The organism is Prevotella melaninogenica (genome assembly GCF_018127925.1).
GTDB lineage: Bacteria > Bacteroidota > Bacteroidia > Bacteroidales > Bacteroidaceae > Prevotella > Prevotella melaninogenica_C.
Window position 1 is genome coordinate 453343 of sequence record NZ_CP072347.1, and the last position, 22361, is coordinate 475703.

The window sequence follows — 22361 nt, forward strand, 5'->3', positions numbered from 1 at the left end:
TAAGCTCACAAGATAATAAAAGCTGACAAGTTGCCCACAAACAAAGAAAAACGCCTGTTACGGCAAAGCATGCAGGCTTTTGCCGTCCCTGCAAGTATTCCTGTCAGAGAAACAGCACAGAAAGCCTGCTTTTTACCCTGTAAGTTCACAAGATAATAAAAGCTGATAAGTTGCCCACAAACAAAGAAAAACGTCTATTATGGCAAAGTATGCAGGCTTTTGCCGTCCCTGTAAGTATTCCTGTCAGAGAAACAGCACAGAAAGCCTGCTTTTTGCCCTGTAAGCTCACAAGATAATAAAAGCTGATAAGTTGCTCACAAACAAAGAAAAACGTCTATTATGGCAAAGTATGCAGGCTTTTGCCGTCCCTGTAAGTATTCCTGTCAGAGAAACAGCACAGAAAGCCTGCTTTTTGCCCTGTAAGCTCACAAGATAATAAAAGCTGATAAGTTGCTCACAAACAAAGAAAAACGCCTGTTACGGTAAAGTATGCAGGCTTTTGCCTTTCCTGTAAGTATTCCTGTCAGAAAAACAGCACAGAAAGCCTGCTTTTTGCCCTGTAAGCTCACAAGATAATAAAAGCTGATAAGTTGTCCACAAACAAAGAAAAATGCCTGTTACGGCAAAGCATGCAGGTTTTTGCCGTTCTCTTAGGTTTCAACTAAATATTACATTTTAGTCGAAATCCTTTAAAGCCACTTTTAGGAACTACCTTTTTATTCTCTTTTATCATTTGACGCAACAAGCCAATAACTCGTTCTTCAGATAAAAAGAACTCATCATTAGCAAGTTTCCTGACAGCATCATCAAAACGTAATCGTTTATCTTCTGTCCAATAAAGCCAACGTTCCCAAAGAGCGTTATTTCTCCTTACTATTAGTTCTGCACTTCTCCCTTTTCTCATCTTTTTTTTACAAAGGTAGAAAAATAAAAGGATACTAAAAAAAAGAGTTATCACAAAGTAATATTTTTTTACATGTGCTTTTTGTCTTAACTTTTTTTATTAAAAAAGAATTGTCTCCCCTAATGTATAAACTAATAGATAAACAAACCTCAATTTTAACAATTAAAGAGATAAAGTAAGCAGCAAAAAGCAGATATAAAATAATCAAATTGTTTTATAAATAGCGAAAAAACGTTCAAGTACTGATAAATCAATCAGTTACAGCTTATTTCAAGTAACTATATATACCCTATTTAGTAAAACAGTCAAGATATTATAAAAGATATATTTGAATATAAGTAATTTACATATAAGAAGTTACAATTATTTATCACCGATGTAACATTTTTCGTTCAAATACCGTTCAAACGCATCTCAAATGTAACACAAATGTAACATTTCGTTTTGCAAGACGTTACAGTGTTAATAAACGTTTATCGCCTTGTATATCATTGATTAATAAGCCCATACGAATAGCAATACGTAGATTATTCCATAGTCATTTTTACACATTTCGTTTTACCCCCCTTACATCCACAGCGAAGCATATCCATGGCGACATCCATCTTAGACATCTTACACTCTTGAAAGCGCTTATAATCAGGGTTGCCGGTATTCCTCTTGGTATGATACGCTTTTCTACGTTGCTGTTTTGTCAGCCCGCAGTCACCTTGCTTCCCCTTTTCTTGATGCAGTGAAAAATCAAAGGGTATGGTTGTCTTGCCATCAAAGAATGCACAAAGTAGCAGTTTGTAACCCAATACGCACCTGCCTTTTACATGGTCGTAAACACGACTGACACCCTCCATTCTCACGCTACTCTTCTCAAGCACGGTGTCATCTATAATGAAACAGGTCGTGGTATCGGACAGAGGAGCTTCGCCATACTTACGCAATAGGCACATATAACGCAGTGCAAAGTGGTTCATCAAGCGCCTCCAATCCATCTGCGGGCGAATCATCATCCGATAGAAACAGTTCTTACCATGATTTGAAAGTTCATATATCTTATGTTTGCATATACTGTGGATGCTCTCGCCCACAATGCGGAAGAGGCAGAGCGAAAGGAGCAACTCCGAAGCCGAAACTCCGTCCTGTTTCTCCAATGAAAGGCGAGATAACAGGTGACCGATGCCAAACTTGCCAAAAAGATGAAATAAATCATCACTCATTCGGGTTTTAACACTCAAAAGTTTGGATAACTCACTTATTTTCTCTATCTTTGCTTCCATAACAGTTTTGTTGTCTTGTCTTTAAAATCAGTTGTTTGCGATTACTAATTTACAAAGAAAATTCGACAAACTGTTATTTTTCTATCTGTTTATTAGGGTGGGAAGCTTTAGTTACTAAAGTAAAATCTATGCGTAGTAAGAAAGATATGGAGAAAGCCCCTCTAACCCGTGAGGAAGAGCTTGAAGCACAAGTATCCAATTTTGAAGAAAGCTTTGGAGTATTCTGAACTTCGCAATCAAGGGTTGATGAAGGTCATAGAGATAAGCAGTAAGGAATACGGGGAGGATTTGCTAAAAAAAGCTGGCGCCAAGCAGTAGACAGCCTTCGAGTCAGCAACCCTGGTTTATCAATTGGGCTGCTGAGTGGACTGTTTGGCAAGACTCGTGAAGGCTATTACTCTGTGAGTAAGGAGAAGAGGGAGAGCCGTAAACTTACTGAGAAAATTGTCGTACGTGCAGTAATGGATGTTCGTGCAGATGCTCCTCGTATAGGTGCACAGAAACTTTTGCACATGCTTACGGATATCTATCCTGGCTTAATGCTTGGGCGCGACAGGTTCTACCAGCTAATGCACAAGCATCACCTTATGCTGAAGCCACCCAGATGTCGCCATACCACGAACTCCAATCACAACTATTTCAAGTACAAGAACACGGCAAAAGGAATGGTTCTTACACGTCCTGCACAGCTCTGGGTAGCAGACATCACGTATATAGATACTGAGGATGGTGTGGTCTATCTTCACCTCATAACCGATGCGTTCACTCATGAGATAATCGGATGGCAGCTTTCTGACAGTCTGCAGGCTGTCAATACGCTTGCTGCCCTTGACATGGCAATAGAACAGTCACAGGGTATGGATCTCTCGCTGATGACGCACCACTCTGATCGTGGGGTTCAATACTGCAGCAACGCCTACGTGGCAAGGCTGGAGAGTATACACTCGTGTATAAGCATGACAGAAGACTACAACCCTACAGATAATGCAATCGCCGAAAGAGTGAACGGAATAATAAAGCAAGAGTGGCTCTACCACATGAAACGACCGAAGAACCTCGATGATGCACGATGCATCATTGCAGGTATCATAGACTTCTACAACAATAAGAGACCTCATATGAGCAACGGCATGCTTACGCCAAGACAAATGAGAGAAAGGCACTGCAATGCGGCATAAGGGCTTCTGTGCTTTTCATGGTATTAAATTTTGTAAGTTGAAGGAAAAATATTAACTTTGAACATGTGCTACACACGTTCGGACTTCATTGTCAAAGTTTATGACTATGTAAAGCGAATCAGTAAAGTTTCCATGGGGGTGTAAAGCTGTTCAGGAAGCAAATAAAAAATGTGTAAACCAATTCAGTAACAATAACCAAAAACGTGTGAAGTAAATTTAGGCATAGTCAAAACTTGGGTTAAAGACGCCTAATTGACTTGCAAAAGATGCCCTTTTGAACGCTAACTAACGCTCTTTTGGAATGCAATTAAGCACCTTTTACTTTACTACTTTATAACTTATTGATTTGCTGTTGGTTACAAACTCACTTTTGGTATGTGTTTTTACTGCTATTTATAGATATCTTATTTGTAATTTTGTAATGGTTTTTCAAACCCTTTTCTGCAGCCTTTCAAAGTGTTTTTCAATGTCAGAAGATGGCTAAAGGACAAATAGTTGACTGTCTTAACTATGTTTTTGCTTAATGAGTAACTTCGGTTCTTCTGTTAAAACAACACGAAAAGTGCACACACACTAAACTCAAATCGGTCATTAGACCACAATATGTTTAGCCTCTAATGACCGATTTGGATTTAACGGAAGAACCTATTTTCTCACCCAACTTATGGTAAGAAACAAGGTTTTATTTCACTACAACCTTCACTGACTTACCACCCTGACGCTTTACATAAACACCAGCAACAGGCTTCTCAACCTTCACACCGCTCAATGTGTAGTAAACTGCAGGTGCATTGTTTGCTGTCTCTACACTGCTAATCGCGGTTGGATCAACCTTAGTAAATGACACTGTCATCGCAGCAACGTCAACGGTAACGTCGTAAGTAGCCTCCTCTGTGAAGTTCCACTTATTATCATCACCACCAAAGACAATCTTACCCTCGTCTGACGAGTCGCGCAAATAGAACATCTGATCGAAGCCAGCATAGACATTCGTACCAAACTTCAACTCACCAGCCTTCAACTCTGTACGCGCTGAGAACTTAGCAGGATTAGTTGCATCTGCCTTCATAATCGTACCTTCACCGATACTCCAACCGCCCTTTGTAGCACTACCAATCATCCACAAAGCAGTGTGCTTCAAAGCTGTTGTCTGATAAGCAGCCTTAGTAACAACCACTTTTTTCGTAGCCAAGTTACAAACAATATCATAGTTGGCAGACTCAGAAACGAAGAACTTACCATCGGTAGGCTCATCTTCGCTGCTCACCAATGGAGCCTCAACACCCGACTGTAAGGTAACAGGACCAGCACCAGCACGATACTCCAAGTTACCCCAACCAAGCTCCGTCAAGAACTTAAACTCCTTGTTTGCATCCAAATGAACGGTTGCCTTGAAGACATCAGCATTCTCATCAGACTTCTGCATAACGGTAGATTGACCAAGATTCCAACCACCCCATGTAGCATCACCGACGATTACTAAGCGGTCAGCAGCTTTTGCAGACAATGCGCCAACAACGAATAAAGCGCAACATAAAATAGATTTTGTAAATGTTTTTAATCCCATAAACTTATATATTAAAAGGTTATTAAAATCTGATTTATTTCGTAATACAACACGAAGTCCTTTCTCTTATCAACAAAGATTTAGGTTTCTTATCTTTCCTTTTCAACTACAATATTACGAAGAAAAAGCGAAACTAAAAGCGAATACAAACTTCCTACGGCTATAATATAAATCAATATAAGTCTTTCAATAGCCTTCCAAACCTCAAATAAAATCATAATCACCTTATTATCAGATATATAACAACTAATAAAAAGACAACAGAAAAGCACTACTTTATAGAAAAATATAAAGTAAGAAATAACATTATAAAACAATAAAGACCTAAAAAAGAGACGAAAATAAAAGGAAAAACCGATTGAGTTAATAATGATTCACACAGAAATAACAGGCAACCTGATTCCTAATTTGTAGAAACGTACATAATTAGAAACCTTTTCAAACACTGGTTCTTCCGTTCTTGTAAAGGTAAATCGTTCTTCCTGATCTTGGTCGGGATAGATAATGAGACACTTAATAGGCAGTGCAGTCTCTTCATTCAAGCCTAACTTTTTATAGACTTTGCTTAATCGGGCATAACCACTGACCTCCCTTGCATCGTCCATCGTTATACCACCACCCTGCTTATAACGTGGTTTATATTTCGCATCAATAACATAGGGTTCAGTCCACTCTGTCGGTTTCAGGAGATAATCAAGTTCTTGACGATGAGCTTTCACATGATATTGAATCTCTCTTTTCCTTGTAAAAATCTTCTTAAGCTTACCAAAAACATATAACTCAAAGAGCTTACTCATATCAATCCAGAACGGAGGCGTGACTATCTGGCTTTTACCAACAAGTGTAATATCATAACTGAAACGCCTTAGCAGCAGTTGTGCATACTCAACAGCCGTGAAGTATTCTTTGAAAACAGGATTTCCCTTAAATGTCTTCATAGCCTTAACACTTATCTCATCGCCCACCCGCTCGAAAGAAGGCTGCACATATCTTATCTTCTTTTCCAAAGCCTTTGTATCAAGTGCATGCTTATAAACCTCCAACTGCTTCTTACAAAAAGCAAGTGCCTTCTTTAGTATTCTGTTCTCTGGTGAGTCAATGTCATACACCTGGTAACGGCAGACATTGTCTGTAATACGTCCCTTCGCAAGGTTTCGCTGAATCGTTCTACTGACAAGGATATGTCCTTTAACCTTATTGTTTAGGTTTTCTTCAACCCTATAGTAACTCTTCTTCAACCCCTTTCTTACGATACGCTGAAGAATATTCAGATACTCTGTAATCAAGAAGATACTCAACAAGTCTTGCTTCTGACTGATACAGATAGAAGGTTTATCAAAACGAATGGTGAGTAAGTCTTTCAGATGCTCCATGTTATCAGGTTCTGCTAATGCCTCGTTTAACATACGAACATAGTCTATCTCAAAGCCGTCATTCATCTTAGGACTGACTTGTACTGCTAACTCCTCTTCCTTAATCCAGTCTACCCCAACGAAATAAGAGTTAGTAGCACAGATACTATCCGCTTTACGAGACAGCTTAAGACAGAGTTCCTTCTCCTCACGCCCTCTTTTAACCCAACGCACAACTTCCGAGCCATCATCCATATAAGGGATGATAGCCTCACACTCAGTTTGCTGAAGATAAGTATTCTCCAACAACTGTTCTTGAAGTTGTACTACTCTCATTACTCGGTTGCTTGCTTATATAATTCGTCGATAACATCCTGTGCCTCTGCTGTCAGCACACCATCACGAACATACTCCTCTAAAAGTGGAATAATCTCATATAGAAGACGATCGGTTGTATTATCATTCCCTTCCTCATCCTGCATCAGGAAGTAACTATGACCAATCCAAACATCTTCTGGCTTATATTCTTCAGACAAGATATCTGCTGGTTCGAGTTTCATAGTCGGGTCCCAACCACTCTCTTTATACTCATCAAAGTTCTTAACAAACAGACTACTAACCTTCTCAAACAGATCCTCATCGAACCCTTTTACATCTAAGCCAAATGGCTTTTCCGCTATGAAGGCAAAACGTCGTCTGATAGCATAATCAAGCGAACCTAAAGAGCGGTCGGCAGTATTCATGGTTGCAATCAGATAGACATTGTTTGGAATATGAAAAGCTTTCTTAGAGTAAGGCAGCACCACACTCTCAGCATTGATACGTCCCTTACGCTTGTCTGCTTCGAGCAGTGTTATCAGTTCGCCAAACACCTTCGACACATTTCCACGGTTCAACTCATCAATAACCATCACATAGGCTTTGTCGTTCTCCTCCATCTTAGAAGAAGTATCGTACTTCTCAAGAATTGACTTTACATTGTCGAGTGTGATAGAATTCAGACGGTAGACCGTTCCTAAGGTCATTGTCTTACCATCATTCATCTCTACAATGTTCTCATTGATATTCTTTACAAGCCAGTTAACACGTCTAACACGTTTATAGTTAGAGAACTTATCCTCAAACTCATATTCACCTGCAACGACTCCAATGGCATCAATCGTCTGACTTGAATAACACGACATAACGATATCGCCTATCTTCATCTTATTGATATAAGCATCTAATATCTGCTTGCCTTCACCATTATAAACACTCCAGTCCGTCTCATCTGAGATAACAGGACCATAACCATCCCATCCGATTCGTATATGGTTATTCTCCATACACTCACGACGAACATTATTATCTCCCGTTCCTGCAAGCGAAACTTTCCAGATAACAGCATTATCAGAGATACCCACCTGCTTGTCCTTAACTACTGGACGTTCTGCCTCTTCACACAACTTCTTGAAGATTCCGCTTTCAATCTCGTAGGTTACCTGACCATTTTCGTTGACAACAGGGCGCAATCCTTCAATCCAATCCTCATAGTCTAAGGACTGATGGAAGGTTGTAAAGGCAATACGCTTTTCCGTTTTAAGCTGATTATATCTGCTTACTATCTCCTCCCTCCTCGCTTCTGTTGCCCTAAACGATGGATCACAAAGACGAACAGCAAACTCTGGTACGTCATAAGTCTTACCAGTACCCGGTGCACCATATAACACTATATTCTTACGTCGCTCCCATGTAAGAACCCAGTCATCATACCATGTTAGTTCTGCATCATCTAATAATCCATTATTTGCATTTGCAGAAAGTTCATAGAATGTTTTTTCCTTTATAATACCTTTCTTCATTTTCGTCTTTATTTCATTAAGTATACTCATATACTCTGAATATTCTGGAGCTTTATTTGGTAATATAACACCATAATGTTCTTTCAAATATGCTCTATTCGTACTGTCAAAAGCCAAGAAATCTTCTGGACGAATCCAGAACAAAGCCATTGTTATATTTACACGTATAATATATTGCCTTATGACTATATTATATTCGTCTTCGAAGTTCTCTTTCTTAACTACTTTTACAAACAAACTCCAAAGATTATCAATATCATCATCTTCACGATCCCTTCTAAAACCAAAGAAATGAGACTTCTGATTATTAAGGATAGGAATACCTACAAAGTCTTCTGGAACATTAGCTGACATCTTCAGAAGATCCTTAAATAATTCTGCAGAGCGGATTCTATTTTCTTTTTTAACACCTCGATTGAATATTCCGAAAGTAGTAAACGGATCAATGTCTGTGAATAAATCATCCTTACCACCTTCGTCGTGAAGGTAGTCCGCTAAGAGAGTTGCTCTATTATTATATATTAGTTTAAGCAGTTTCTTCCTATCCGTTTGAAACTGAAGAAGTTTTTCTGCAAACTCCTTGTAGAAAGGAATCCAAGTAAAATTCATATTTATTTCAATTTACTGTTATATTTTCATTCATACATATGTATCAGAAAAAATCTGTACACCAATCATCAGATTTATATCACTACACCTCACCTTGTCTGATTAAGCAGATATTTCTTTATCTACTTCTACAACAAAGTCTTTATCACAATCTCCTACAAGAAGATAGATATGCAAAGTAAACACTATAACCTATGGTACATCCAAAATAGGCTAATAAAGTCTGCCTCAATTACAACACTTCTCACAAGCTTACTTTTATTTTCATTTGCTGTCATTTTAACATTTGCATAGAGTTCATTGTAAATCAACAAGTTAAACACTCACAACCGATGACAGAAGTGACAGGAAAGTTTGTTATAAAGTGCCGAACTACAAATATAGCGACTTTGTTTGACATATCGTTATTTTATGTTTACAAATTTTATATTATATCAAACCACACAGGGATATCGCGCATTCTACTCCCCTCCCCTTGGGGGAGGGGCAAGGGGGAGGGGCTGCTTGTTATGTATTATGTGTTATTTTTTATTTTTCATCCACCATTTCACAGCAGCATTCATAATCTCCTTCATGCCGTCTAAAATCTCATCGATATTACTTTGTTTTAATTCGCCGTTGCCTTCTCCACCTGCATGCTTGAGAATAAAGGTTTTATCATGGGGAGAATAACCGCAAAGAGAACGGCTTTTAATCACATTTAAATCGTCTTCAAAGCGGTCAGGCGTGGTATCAATCACCTGAACATTCAGGCGAGGCCATGTAGAGCATTCAATCAACTTAAATAGTTTTCCGTCCACCTCGTGAACAGAATAATGGAAATCATAGGTCTTCATTGTGCAATTACTCATTTTGTTGGGTCTTCTGAAACTTGGAATCATAAGGCTGTCCGCCTAAATTTTGAACTCTGACGGAATGTCACACAGAGAAAAGGAGTGTACAGAGGCTTATTGCATACAAGGCAATGGAAGTCACAGAGGCACCGTCGGTGCGTGGAGAAACGGAGGTTATTTGCCAGTTTTATTAGAGATTTTATGCCCAAAGCATTTACCCCAAAACTTATCAGGAATCTGTACGCTTCATCTCCGTCGCTCATTGTGCCACTGGTACCTCCCTGACATTGCACTTAGCTCCGTCCTCTCCGTGGCTCTGTGTGCCTTATTATGTATGCACCTTACCTCATCAATCCATATTTCATAAGTACCATTTTACGCCAGTTCGGGATAAGGATTTGCTTAGAAAAGTTCCAATTGCCTAGTCTTTTCAATGCGCACGGGAAGTGCCTCGGGCTTATTCTCGAAGAAACAATATGTTGCCAATGCCGCACAGAGATTCATGAGAAAGTTATGTACGGAGCGATGGCGTGAATGGACAAGGTTGGCCTTGTTCTTGAGCAGTTCGTTGATGCATTCTATTATATATCGCTTGCGCAGCATCATCTTGTCCCACAAGGGCATAAGCTTGTTTTTCATGTTTGATTTGAGCCCGTGAACGAGATGGATGCCTTGGTTGAAGAGGTTCTCAAAGAACTCTTGCTTGATGCAGCCCTTATCGGCAAATACTTTGCCGTAGAGCACCTTGGTGAAGACCTGCCACACCCTAGGGTCCCTGTCGTCCACGTTTGCGGGAGTTAGGCAGAACGTGAGTACATCGCCCATCTCGTAGCACAGCAGATGAAGCTTGAAGCCATGACACCACCCCATTGTTCCCTTTCCGTTCTTAGCAAGTCCATCAAACACCTTGTTGAAATTCCTTCTCATGTTGTGGCATACGGGAATCATCGTGCTGTCCACGAAACTAATGCCCGTGCACTTTCCAAAACCTTGGATGCGCATGAAGGCCATCAGTTCGAAGAACACGCGAGGCATGAGTTCCACGAAACGCGTGTAGGACACGGCCTTAGGGAAGTAGCTTGCCAGATGCTCCTTGATGAAGAAGAGGTAATAGTGCTTGAAGTTGCGGAAAGAGCCAAAATGATAGCACAACAGGATGGTCATGATTTCGCTCTTGGACATCTGCCCTTTACGGTTTCGCATGCGCTTATATCCCTCGTCTATGGGGGCAATGTGTAGGTTTTTAGTTAACTCGGCATCTAAATTCTTGCAGAACTCATCCAATATATAAAATATTTCTGTAACTTTGTCTGTGGTAATCATCGCTATATATGTTTTGTAAGTAATTGATTTTCAACTATAAAGTTACAAAATAATAGCGAGATTACCAACTTTTTAGGGCTCTTTTTTATCCCGAACTGGCGTCATTTTTGTTTTAAAACTATGTATAGTCACTTTTTATTACGTTTAATGCCAAACAGTCCTACCCAAAAAGAACAATTTTAAATGGGTATCCTTAACCATCTCCAAAACCACTCCTTACAACGAATGTAATTATTTTTCACATCCTCTTTTTTAAAAGATGCTCTTTTGGCTTCGAAAAGATGCCTAATTGGCTTGCAAAAGATGCCCTTTTGAACGCTTACTAACGCCCTTTTCATGCCTAAGTAAGCACCTATTAGAAAGTAACTTTGTAAGTTATTGACTTTATGCAAGTTACAAAGACGTTACCATTAGTACATTTTGGAGCTTTTAAGAGTGTTTTCTACGCTTGCTTTGTAATAATTTTTCAGAGTGAGGGGAAGGTTATTTTCAGGTGAGGGAGTAAGGCTTAAGTCAATTAAAAAAAGCCTGCCACAAGCATGCGACAGACTCTCAAACTAATACCTTATGCTTTTAACTTAAAAGAGTTTTCAATACTTGCGATTTCAGCATGGAATCCCTTGTCAACCTTAAGACGGTCTTCAATCTTAGAACAACTGTGGATTACGGTGCTGTGGTCACGATTACCAACCAGTTTTCCGATACGACTTGCAGGCATCTTCGTATATTTCTGTGCCATATACATACTCACTTGGCGCGCCATCACAATGTCTTTCTTACGTGAACGAGAGTTAACTGCCGTCATCGTAACATTATAATGTGTACATACCTTATCCAAGATATCGTCAATTGTCAGCGGTTCGTCGTCAATCTTCACTGCACGTTTGATGACACGTTCAGCCAATCGCATATCAATATTACTATTGTAAACGACGCTGTAAGCGAGGAGTGAGTTAATAACACCTTGAAGATCACGTACGCTGCCATTAGCAGTCTCGGCGATGAAACGCACTACATCCTCTGGAATGTTAAGACCGTCACGCTTAATCTTGCTATGGAGAATATCCACACACAGCTGTACATTTGGCTTTTCTAACTCTGCTATCAAACCGCAAGAGAAACGTGTCAGCAAGCGGTCGTTCATGCCCTTCAGGTCGACTGGTGGGCGGTCGCTCGCTAAGATGATACGTTTTCCGTTACGGAAAAGGTGGTTGAAGATGTGGAAGAAGGTGTCCTGCGTCTTTGTTGCAGTAACCCATTCCTGGATATCATCGACAATCAGAATGTCAATTGTCTGATAGAAGTTGATAAAATCGTTGGTAGTATTCTGTCGTACAGAATCGGTGTACTGTACTTGGAACAGACGTGCAGACACGTATAACACACGCTTTTGTGGATAAAGCTGCTTTGCTCTTAATCCGATAGCATTAACAAGGTGAGTCTTTCCACAGCCCGATGGTCCATAGATGAACATTGGGTTAAACTGTGTTGTGTTAGGGTGTTCTGCGATAGAAAGACCGATAGAGCGAGGGAGTTTGTTGCTGTCGCCTTCAACATAGTTGCTGAATGACTTATGAGGGTCGAGCTGTGAATCGAGATCCTGTGGCACTGTGTCCAGTACGGTTGGGCTTTGATTAGCGCGAGCGGTAGGACGCTGTGACGAGATATCCTCTACGGTGTCCTGCTCTAAGTCCTGCGACAAGTGATTCTCCTGGTCAACCATGACACGATAGGTCAGCTGAACGCCTTGTCCGAAGACACGCGTCAAGACCTTACGTAGCAAGTCTACGTAATGTCCCTCCAAATACTCATATACGAATTGGCTTGGGACCTGAACTAACAATGTCTTTGATGCTGGCTTGTACGACTGTAAAACAATCGGACGAAACCAAGTATCAAATTGCTGCTCGGTCACATTCTCCTTAATGAGCTGGAGGCAACTATCCCAAAGATTTTTAGGATTGACGTTCATAACTGATTGACTATAATATCTATGTCTTTCTCGAAATAGTGGCGTACCGACTATCTCTGATTAATTTTGATAGTGCAAAGATAGCAATTTATTTATAAAGAGAACTATTTGTAAGATAATGTCCCAAAGACGTGAAAGATGGTAAATCGTTATATCTGTGGACGTTGCGTTATCTTTCTTACGAACCACTCGTTTTGCGTAGTTGTGTAATTGTAAGTATTTGAAAAACAAATAGTTTAAACATGCTTACACCCTTTATGACGCTGAGAGTGAAACAAACGCAGGGAAAGCGCAAAGAGGCTGATATTCAAACAGCTTCAAGAAGCTTTCCCTGCGTGTGAAACATTGATGATATTATTTAGACTACATTTAAATTACTTGTCTTTTCTACCAAAGATAGAGAAATGAACATAACGCTTTGGATGTGCTTTAAGATTTGTCAAAAGACTATCTGCTGAGCGCATCGTGCTATTAAGATTATTGTACAAAGAGGCGTCGTTAAGCATCAAGCCCATCGTACCCTCATTGCTATTCAGCTTAGCTGTGAGCGAGTTCATATTGTCTAAAGTAGCGTTCACCTTAGCCATCGTTGCCTCAACATCGAGTCCGTTCACCTTATTATTAAGGTTAGACATCATCGTATTTGCGCCACGGATAGCCCCACGAGCCTCTGTAACGCCTCTGTTTGCGTTTACCATCATGCCGTTGGCATTGTCCATCACCCTACCAGCCTTTGCAGCCACAACAGGCAAAGAACCATTAACCTGCGCGAGCAAGGTGTTAAGTTCACGGGTAGAAGTAGTAAGATTGGCTGTAATCTTATCTACATTGTGTACCGAACTCTGAAGAGCTGGGTCGGCAAGGAGCGTATTTACGCTTCCAAGGATGCTATCCAACTTTGGCAACATCTTCTGGATAGAAGGCACCATACTCTTCAAGTCGCCTAAAGTACCATCATTAATAGCACCGTCAATCCATCCGTTAGGCTCCAAGAACTTCGTGCTTTTGCCAAACTGTAGTACGACCTTCACGTTACCCATGATGTCACTAACAATCTCAGCGGTAGTACCCTCTGGGATTCTCAATGTCTTTTCAACATCGACATCGACTGTGATAGACTCGCCTAACTTATCATAGTCGTAATCAATATTCCTAACGATACCCACCTTGAAACCGCGAGCATAGACAGGAGTTGATGTAGACAAGCCCGTGATATCGTTGAACTTAATCTTGTAATGTGCGTCATTCGAGAAGAGGGAAATACCTCTTAGGAACTGTATTCCAAAGAATAACACAACGATTGCAAGTATAGCAACGATGGCAATCCTTACTTGTGGTGTGAAAAATTTCTTCATATCCGTTTTGTTTACTTATTCTTTTTATTCTTGAGAAACTCTGCTATTGCTTGGTTGACATCCATACGTGCACCGTTTTTGTAGGCAATAATAAAAGCTTGTGGGAAGTCTTTCAACAGCTTTCCACGTAAGCGTGAGATGTCGTTATAATTCGTACTGGAGCCTATAAAATACTTATAAAAGTTGCCTTCTTGAACACAATCAAAGTCTGTATGCCCACGGAAGAGTTCACTACCCGACCGTAACTGACGGTTAGAAGCCAACACTTGCACCTTAAAGACAGGTACGCTCTTTGCCGTTCCAGCCTCAGAATCATTACAAGGGAGCAACTCTCGAATCGCATCTGAGATTCTCTTCTTCGCCTCTTGTACCTTATTCATAGGGCGAGCTGGGGGTGCTGGGGTGGAAGAACGTGGCTGCTCTATGGGTACTGTAGAACGAGAACGCTGCACAGGAGCCACAGAACGGGCACGCTCTATTGGCGCAACAGGACGCGGTTTAGTTGTTGGAGCAGTTGGGACAACGCGATCTATCACTATTCGCTTGTTTTCAACAGGACGGTAAGGCACCACGATGCGTGTGTCATAGGCATTCTTGTATTGTACAAAAGCATTGTAAATACCCTTTGCCATGGCATCTATACCCGCTGGAGAGTTCAGATATTCCTCCTCATCAGCTGCCGTAATGAAGCCTAACTCTATCAAACAACTTGGCATATAGCTCTCTCGCAACACGAGGAAACCAGCCTGATGAACACCCTTGTCGATACGTCCTGCAGACGAACAAACAGAGTTTTGTATCATTCGAGCTAACTCAACACTCCGCTCCATATTCGCATTCTGCATGAATTCAAACATGATATAACTCTCTGAGGAGTTTGGGTCAAAACCCTGATAGGTCTGCTGATAGCCTTTCTCCATTGAGATAACGCTATTCTCTCGCATAGCCACATCGAGGTTAGCCTTCGCACGGTGCATACCTAAGGTATACACCTGAAATCCCTTTACATAACGACCCGATGCAACAGAGTTCGTATGTACGGATATAAAAAGGTCTGCCTTAGCCTTATTGGCGATGTCTGCACGCTGATGCAAAGGGATAAACACGTCGGTCTTACGGGTATAAATCACATTGACATCTGGCAGATTCCTCTCAACATAACGGCCAAAAGCCAATGCTATATTCAAGTTGATGTCCTTCTCCTTTGAGATTGCACCTATCGCACCAGCGTCATGACCACCATGACCAGGGTCAATAACAAGTGTGAACCGTCCGTCTGCAGCCCATGACAGGCTTACCGACAAGACCAAGAAAACAAGGAGAAGCGATATTTTCTTAAACATACTTAACTATTTAAAGGGCAAAGATACGGCTTTTCGTTGGGAAACCAAGGCTCTAATCCTCGGTTTTATCATTTATTAAGTGTAATTCTACGCCTGCCCCATCACTGTCAGCACCCATTGGAGGATTAAGTTTCACGAGTTTTAAGTCAATACTACTTATCATTGGGAAAGCCGCACACAATGCCTCGACAATGAACCCAGCGACGGATTCTAACAGGAGAGCGGGTTGTTTCATTACCTCTCTTATGACGTTAAATACTTCTGCATAGTTCAGCGTGTCAGCAACATCATCGCTCTTCACTGCCTTTGCAAACGGATAACCTAACCGTAGGTCGAGAACGTACTCATTACCGACCACTCGCTCCTGCTCCCCTACTCCGATACGAGCATGGAAGTGAAGACCTTGCAGAAGTATATAACTTGTCATTAATTTCATCATTCTTTGAGAGGAGTGAGGGCAAGACGAGCTGCCCGCCCTCTGTCTTAATCCAACTCAGTCATTAGTCTACAATAGGTATATGTATGGTTTTCTAATGACTGAAATGGGGTTTAATTGAACTCTACTGCTAACTGCTTAGCCACAACGTGAGGCACCACAGTTGGTACAAATCAGACAACCTTCTTGATAAACAAGGGTTTCTTGTCCACAGACTGGACATTTCAAGCCTGACGCACTCGTACCATCAACAACATACTTCTTCAATGCTCGCTCAACACCGTTCTTCCATGTGTTGATGCTTTCGTTCTTCAACTGCAGCGAACCAACGAGCTTGATGACGTGATCGATTGGCATACGATAACGCAATACGCCTGAAATCAGCTTCGCATAGTTCCAATACTCTGGGTTAAACTTCTCTGACAAACCCTCAACAGTGGTCTTATAACCACGCTTATTCTCAAACTGGAAGTCGTAACGATGGTTACCATCTTCGGCTGTTTGCTTGATAATCTTACCCTTGGTTACGCTCTTTGGAAGGGCAATACCCTCCTCATCGTCCTGCAAACCAGTAAAGATTTCGTAAGGATAACCCTCTAACAAACCAACGAAAGCCACCCATTTCTCTTTGTTGTTTTGGAAGCGTACGACGTCACACTCCAATTCTTTTGGACGAACTTCAATTACATTTGGATGATTACAGATATGTTCATGATGCTCCTCAGCTGAGTTAAGGTCTTTTGCCTTCTCCTCATCGACAGGCTTTTCGTCCTTTGTCTTATCCTTCTTCGATACCGAAATCATCACACCCGAGCGGCTTCCATCACGATAGATAGTACAACCCTTGCAACCACTACGCCATGCCTCAACATAGAGTTTATTCACTAACTCCTCGTCAACCTGATTTGGAAGGTTCACAGTCACTGAGATTGAGTGGTCTACCCACTTCTGAATCTCGCCCTGCATACGTACCTTCATCAACCAATCGACATCGTTTGCAGTAGCTTTATAATAAGGAGAACGCTTCACAAGTTCGTCAATCTCTTCCTGACTGTACTTCTTCTGCGTATCGATTCCGTTCACCTCCATCCATGTCAGGAACTTACGGTGGTAAACAATGTACTCCTCAAAAGAGTCGCCCACCTCATCAACGAAGTCTACATGTACATCCGTATCATTTGGATTCACCTTACGACGACGCTTATATACAGGCATAAAGACAGGTTCAATACCCGATGTTGTCTGTGTCATGAGCGAGGTTGTACCCGTAGGAGCAATCGTCAGACAGGCAATATTTCTACGACCATACTTCTTCATATCCTCGTAGAGCTGTCCGTCAGTCTCCTTCAGACGAAGGATAAACGGATTCTTCTCCTCACGCTTAGCATCATATATCTCAAAAGCACCACGCTCTTGTGCCATTGTCACCGATGAGCGATAAGCATTCAGAGCCAACGCGCGATGAATATCAACAGAGAAGTCGGTTGCTTCCTGTGTTCCATAACGCAAGCCCATGGCTGCTATCATATCGCCCTCAGCGGTGATTCCCACACCTGTACGACGACCCTGACAGCTCTTTTTCTTGATCTTTTCCCAAAGATGATACTCTGCACTCTTCACCTCGTCAACCTGAGGATCGGTCTTTATCTTCGACATGATGAGGTCGATTTTCTCCATCTCAAGGTCGATGATGTCGTCCATCAATCGCTGTGCGAGCTGTGCATGACGCTTAAACAATTCCATATCAAAGCGTGCATGGTCTGTAAATGGGTCGATAACGTATGAATAGAGATTCAACGAAAGGAGTCGACAACTATCGTATGGACAGAGTGGAATCTCACCACATGGATTAGTTGAAACAGTCTGGAAACCAAGGTCTGCATAACAATCAGGAATACTCTCTCGGATAATTGTGTCCCAAAATAGTACGCCTGGCTCGGCACTCTTCCATGCGTTATGTACAATCTTTTCCCATAATGCCTTAGCAGAAATCTCCTTCGTTACGCTTGGTTCGCTGCTATTGGTAGGGAACTGCTGTACGTATGTCTTATCTTCAACGACTGCCTGCATGAACTCATCGGTAATCTTCACCGACACATTAGCACCAGTCACCTTACCTTCTTCCATCTTGGCATCGATAAACGCTTCTGAGTCTGGATGCTTAATACTTACTGAAAGCATCAAGGCACCACGACGACCGTCCTGCGCTACCTCACGAGTACTGTTTGAATAACGCTCCATGAAAGGAACAAGACCTGTTGAAGTCAGGGCTGAGTTGTTAACTGGTGAGCCTTTCGGACGGATATGGGTCAAGTCATGTCCTACTCCACCACGACGCTTCATCAGCTGTACCTGCTCTTCGTCAATGCGCATAATGGCACCATAAGAATCGGCATCACCGTCCAAACCGATTACGAAACAGTTGGAAAGGGATGCCACCTGATAGTTATTACCGATACCCGTCATCGGACTACCAGCAGGGATAATATATCTGAAATGGTCCAAGAGGTCGAACACCTCCTGTGCCGTCAAAGGGTTCTGATATTTGTTTTCAATACGAGCTATCTCGTTAGCAATGCGCCAATGCATCTGTTCTGGCGACTTCTCATAGATATTCCCGAAGCTATCCTTCATCGCATACTTGTTGACCCACACACGGGCAGCAAGTTCGTCTCCACCGAAATAAGCTAAAGATGCTTGAAAAGCTTCATCAAATGAGTAAGTTTGTTTGGTTCCCATTATTGTCGTTTTAGAATTTTTTTCGTCTGCGAAGTTACGAATTGTTTTCCAAAATAGAAAACATTTACTTAACTTTGTAGCATCAAAATTATCTAAAATGAAAACTATCAATACAAGAAAGACGATAAGAAAATACACCAACAAGGATGTATCAGAGGATTTGTTGAAAACTCTATTGGAGAAGGCTGAACGTACGCCAACAATGGGAAACCTGCAGCTTTACTCGGTTGTCATCACTCGAAACGAGGAGAAGAAGGCGCAATTGGCACCTGCTCATTTCAACCAACCGATGGTCATGGGGGCACCTGTTATCCTCACCTTCTGCGCTGACTTCCGTCGTACAACGCTCTGGGCGGAGAACCGTAAGGCTACTCCGGGTTACGACAACTTCCTTTCTTTCCTCAATGCTGCCACCGATGCACTGCTTTATTGTCAGACTTTCTGCAACCTTGCAGAGGAAGAAGGCTTAGGTACTTGCTTCTTGGGTACGACCATTTACAACCCTAAAACCATCATTGAAGTCCTACAACTGCCACGTCTCGTGATGCCTGTTGCCACTATCACTCTCGGTTGGCCTGCTGAAGATCCTGCCCTCACCGACCGCCTTCCTATCGACAGCATCATCCACCACGAGACTTACGAAGACTATACCCCTGACCGTATCGATGCTTTCTATACGCCAAAGGAGCAGTTAGAGGAAAACAAACACTTTGTGGAAATCAACAACAAAGAAACCCTCGCACAAGTCTTCACCGACCTGCGTTATACGAAAGAGGCGAATGAGGCAATATCAAAGACGTTGTTAGAAACGCTGAAGGAGCAGTGGTAGAAAAGAAGCAAAACTACCAAACACACCACAACAAGCAGCCCCTCCCCCTTACCCCTCCCCCAGAGGGAGGGGAGTGATATGCGTGATACCCCTTGTGGTAAATGTTTCCGCTCATCATTACTTGATTACTTAAGCGAACTGTTTCCTGCACTCCCCCTCTCTGCAGGAGAGGGGGAGTGCAGGGGGTGAGGCTTTTTTAAATTTTCTTTCCCTATCAATATTTTTATATATATCCAAAAATAAGCAACCTCTTATTGTTTCAATGTAACATTAATAGGGTGAAACTCTTCTTGCGATGTGTCTGCGTTTTTCTCTTTTATTTTTTTCAACGAATCTTCTTTTGAAGGACTTTCACTCAAATCAGAAAAAATCTTTATATCTGTCATTTCAAACATAGGAGACAGGTATTCGTTATCATGACCTTCTCGACAAAATGTATTTCGAGGGAATAGTGCAAAATTGCGTAATGACAGATCTTCTAACCCAAGTTTAACCGGCAAAATTATTTTTCATAAATTTTCGGGATGTTTTGTGTAGTATCAATTTGATAAATGATTGATAATCAAGTGTAGAGTATTGTTGTGAGGAGTAAAATCTGATTTGTAGGACACAGCCATATCAAAAATATTTTGTTACTTTGCACTCATGCACGCAAATGTACAGACACGATTCAACCCTGCCACAGGGGACATGGCTCCTTATTATCGCATCAAGGAGTCATATCGTGACGTGCAGGGTCATGTACATTCGCTAATTCTGTTGAACATCGGGTTCGAACCTTCACTTACTGCTGTACAGGTTCGAAAAATTGCATACGCTCTTACCGAACGCTTCAAAAACAGAAGTACACCCTCGCTTTTTAAAAAACATCTTGACGGTCTTACTCCTATTGAACAGGCAAAGGCTGACGAATGGTGGATCCGTATGGAGAAAGAAGGTGGAATCGATCGGTTTAATAAGGAAGAGCAGAAGTCGCTGAGAAAATATGAGAACTATATTGACCTTGAGACGGCAAACTATACTGACGCAAGGAATGTTGGTGCAGAGTGGCTCTGCAAGCAGACAATAGACAAGCTACAATTAGAGGGTTTTCTGCACAAAAACGGGTGGACGGAGAATGCAATACACACGGCTTTGTCAGCATTGATTGTTCGCACGGTATATGCAGTTTCTGAACGTTCATCTTATTATTATTTGCGCGATAACTCGGCTGCCGCTGAACTTTATAGTGGAGTTCCTGGCTGGACACCAGGAATCAATTCTCTGTATAAAATCACTGATAAATTATATGAACTAAAGGAACAGTTAGAGCATCATCTGTGCAGCATTACTGACGTTCTCTTTAATATAGACAACAAGTTGATGCTCTTCGACTTAACCAACTTCTATTTCGAGGGTAGCAAGCGTAATAGCGATAAAGCCAAGTTCGGTCGTTCAAAAGAAAAGCGCTCTGATTGTAAGCTACTTGTACTTGCATTATGTATCAATAAAGAAGGTTTTATACGTTATTCTTCTATCTTGGAGGGTAATACAGCAGATTCCAAGTCTCTACCCAATATGATTGATACGCTGGCAAAGAGGAATCCATCAAGAACAAAGGATACGCTTGTTGTCATGGATGCAGGTGTTGCCACGGAAGAGAACTTGGAGCTAATAAAGAAAAAGGGTTACAATTATCTCTGCGTATCCCGTACGAAAATGAAAGACTATACGCTCAGTGATGATAACAAGAGCGTTACGGTAATGGATGCCCGTCGGCAGAAGATAACGCTGAAAGAGGTTAAGACAGAGGATGATAAGGATTATTATCTCGAAATAACATCTCCTTCGAAAGCTATGACAGAGTCGTCCATGAACAGGGTTTGGAGAGAGCGTTTTGAGATGGAACTGCAGAGGATAAACGAAGGAATCTCCAAGAAAGGTGGAACAAAGACCTATGAAAAGGTTGTTGAACGTACAGGACGTGCCATACAGAAGTACCCTTCTATAGCGAAGTTCTACCAGATAAGCTACATAAAAAACGAGAAGAAACCCAAGGAGATGCTGCGTGTAGACTGGGAGATAAAAGACCTCTCGGCAATGGAATCTGGTCACGGAGTCTATTTCCTCCGCAGCAATGTCAGGACACTTTCTGAGCGTGTAACATGGGAATACTACAATCTCATTCGTGAGATAGAATGTACGAACAGACAACTAAAGAATGACCTCAACCTCCGTCCTATCTATCATCAGAAAGATGAGCGAAGTGACGCACACCTCTTCTTCGGTTTATTAGCCTACTGGGTGGTAAACACCATCCGTTGTCAATTAAAACGAGAAGGAGAATCCTGTTACTGGACCGAGATAGTACGACGTATGAGTACCCAGAAGCTCGTCACAACAAAAGGGAAGAATCCATTAGGTGAGAACATCGAGATGCGCCAATGTAGTAGTCCTTCGAAGCAAGCAAAACAGATATACGATAAGTTGAACTTAAAACACTCACCATTCAAAAAGAATAAAATTTGTAGGACACAGAGCCCATAAGAAAAATGAGGAAAGTACGGTGACAGTAACAATTAGGCGAAGGTGGGTATTAAACTTGGGTTAAGAAGGCAAAAGAGCATGTGTTGTTTTTGAACGGTATAAAAATAGCTTACAAAAGCCAATTACATGGGAATAAGTTGTTTGTTGAAGGCAGAGAGGCATCACAACTAATTAAATTTATCAAGTAACCTGAACTCGGGATAAATATCATCCCACTCTTCTGTTTGGTTTAGTACAACGGCTCTTTAGACTCAATCTTTTGATTGGGCCTAAAGATAATAAT

Annotated in this window: 15 protein-coding genes and 1 pseudogene; 3 read left to right on the forward strand and 13 right to left on the reverse strand. The window is 41.4% G+C overall.

Annotated features, from left to right (window positions below; genetic code table 11):
• Positions 1-661 precede the first annotated feature (661 nt).
• Both J4861_RS01715 and J4861_RS01720 read right to left on the reverse strand, forming a co-directional pair.
• A complete protein-coding gene (locus J4861_RS01715; protein ID WP_211816465.1) occupies positions 662-904 on the reverse strand; it encodes a transposase in 243 nt (80 codons plus the stop codon).
• Between the two features lie 560 nt (positions 905-1464).
• Positions 1465-2175, reverse strand: a pseudogene (locus J4861_RS01720) (IS4 family transposase); the annotation flags it as partial.
• 350 nt (positions 2176-2525) lie between these two features.
• Here J4861_RS01720 and J4861_RS01725 point away from each other — a divergent pair.
• Positions 2526-3353 (forward strand): IS3 family transposase, encoded by an 828-nt coding sequence (locus J4861_RS01725; protein WP_282958346.1) that lies wholly within the window; start codon positions 2526-2528, stop codon positions 3351-3353.
• Positions 3354-4035: 682 nt separating this feature from the next.
• Here the strand turns inward: J4861_RS01725 and J4861_RS01730 are convergent.
• From J4861_RS01730 to J4861_RS01775, 10 genes are all read right to left on the reverse strand, one after another.
• Complete coding sequence (locus tag J4861_RS01730; RefSeq protein ID WP_211816466.1) at positions 4036-4920, reverse strand: SusF/SusE family carbohydrate-binding protein; 885 nt, start codon at positions 4918-4920, stop codon at positions 4036-4038.
• Positions 4921-5294: 374 nt separating this feature from the next.
• Positions 5295-6608: a 5-methylcytosine restriction system specificity protein McrC gene (locus J4861_RS01735; RefSeq protein ID WP_211816467.1), complete on the reverse strand. Its 1314-nt coding sequence runs from the start codon at positions 6606-6608 to the stop codon at positions 5295-5297.
• Complete coding sequence (locus tag J4861_RS01740) at positions 6608-8722, reverse strand: AAA family ATPase (RefSeq protein ID WP_211816468.1); 2115 nt, start codon at positions 8720-8722, stop codon at positions 6608-6610. The genes J4861_RS01735 and J4861_RS01740 overlap by 1 nt, the downstream gene beginning before the upstream one ends.
• A 521-nt stretch (positions 8723-9243) precedes the next feature.
• Positions 9244-9573 carry a hypothetical protein gene (locus J4861_RS01745; protein WP_249110787.1) on the reverse strand — a complete coding sequence of 110 codons (330 nt, stop codon included), beginning with the start codon at positions 9571-9573 and terminating at the stop codon, positions 9244-9246.
• Positions 9574-9957: 384 nt separating this feature from the next.
• A complete protein-coding gene (locus tag J4861_RS01750) occupies positions 9958-10878 on the reverse strand; it encodes an IS982 family transposase (RefSeq protein ID WP_211816469.1) in 921 nt (306 codons plus the stop codon).
• Positions 10879-11443: 565 nt separating this feature from the next.
• Positions 11444-12850 carry a chromosomal replication initiator protein DnaA gene (gene dnaA / locus J4861_RS01755; protein WP_211816470.1) on the reverse strand — a complete coding sequence of 469 codons (1407 nt, stop codon included), beginning with the start codon at positions 12848-12850 and terminating at the stop codon, positions 11444-11446.
• Between the two features lie 374 nt (positions 12851-13224).
• Positions 13225-14205 carry an MlaD family protein gene (locus tag J4861_RS01760; protein ID WP_211816471.1) on the reverse strand — a complete coding sequence of 327 codons (981 nt, stop codon included), beginning with the start codon at positions 14203-14205 and terminating at the stop codon, positions 13225-13227.
• Between the two features lie 11 nt (positions 14206-14216).
• Entirely contained in the window at positions 14217-15548 is a 1332-nt protein-coding gene (locus J4861_RS01765) for an N-acetylmuramoyl-L-alanine amidase family protein (protein WP_211816472.1), read from the reverse strand.
• A 52-nt stretch (positions 15549-15600) separates the two neighbouring features.
• Positions 15601-15984: a dihydroneopterin aldolase gene (gene folB, locus J4861_RS01770; RefSeq protein ID WP_211816621.1), complete on the reverse strand. Its 384-nt coding sequence runs from the start codon at positions 15982-15984 to the stop codon at positions 15601-15603.
• Positions 15985-16122: 138 nt separating this feature from the next.
• On the reverse strand, positions 16123-18723 hold the full coding sequence (locus tag J4861_RS01775; RefSeq protein WP_211816473.1) for an adenosylcobalamin-dependent ribonucleoside-diphosphate reductase: 2601 nt from the start codon (positions 18721-18723) through the stop codon (positions 16123-16125).
• Positions 18724-18820: 97 nt separating this feature from the next.
• On the opposite strand from J4861_RS01775, the gene J4861_RS01780 reads away from it, so the two are divergent.
• A complete protein-coding gene (locus J4861_RS01780; protein WP_211816474.1) occupies positions 18821-19552 on the forward strand; it encodes a nitroreductase family protein in 732 nt (243 codons plus the stop codon).
• Between the two features lie 251 nt (positions 19553-19803).
• On the opposite strand, the gene J4861_RS01785 is transcribed toward J4861_RS01780, so the two are convergent.
• Positions 19804-19947, reverse strand: a complete 144-nt coding sequence (locus J4861_RS01785; protein ID WP_211816475.1) for a hypothetical protein — start codon at positions 19945-19947, stop codon at positions 19804-19806.
• 250 nt (positions 19948-20197) lie between these two features.
• Between J4861_RS01785 and J4861_RS01790 the strand changes: the two genes are divergently transcribed.
• Positions 20198-22078, forward strand: a complete 1881-nt coding sequence (locus tag J4861_RS01790; RefSeq protein WP_211816476.1) for an IS1634 family transposase — start codon at positions 20198-20200, stop codon at positions 22076-22078.
• Positions 22079-22361 lie beyond the last annotated feature (283 nt).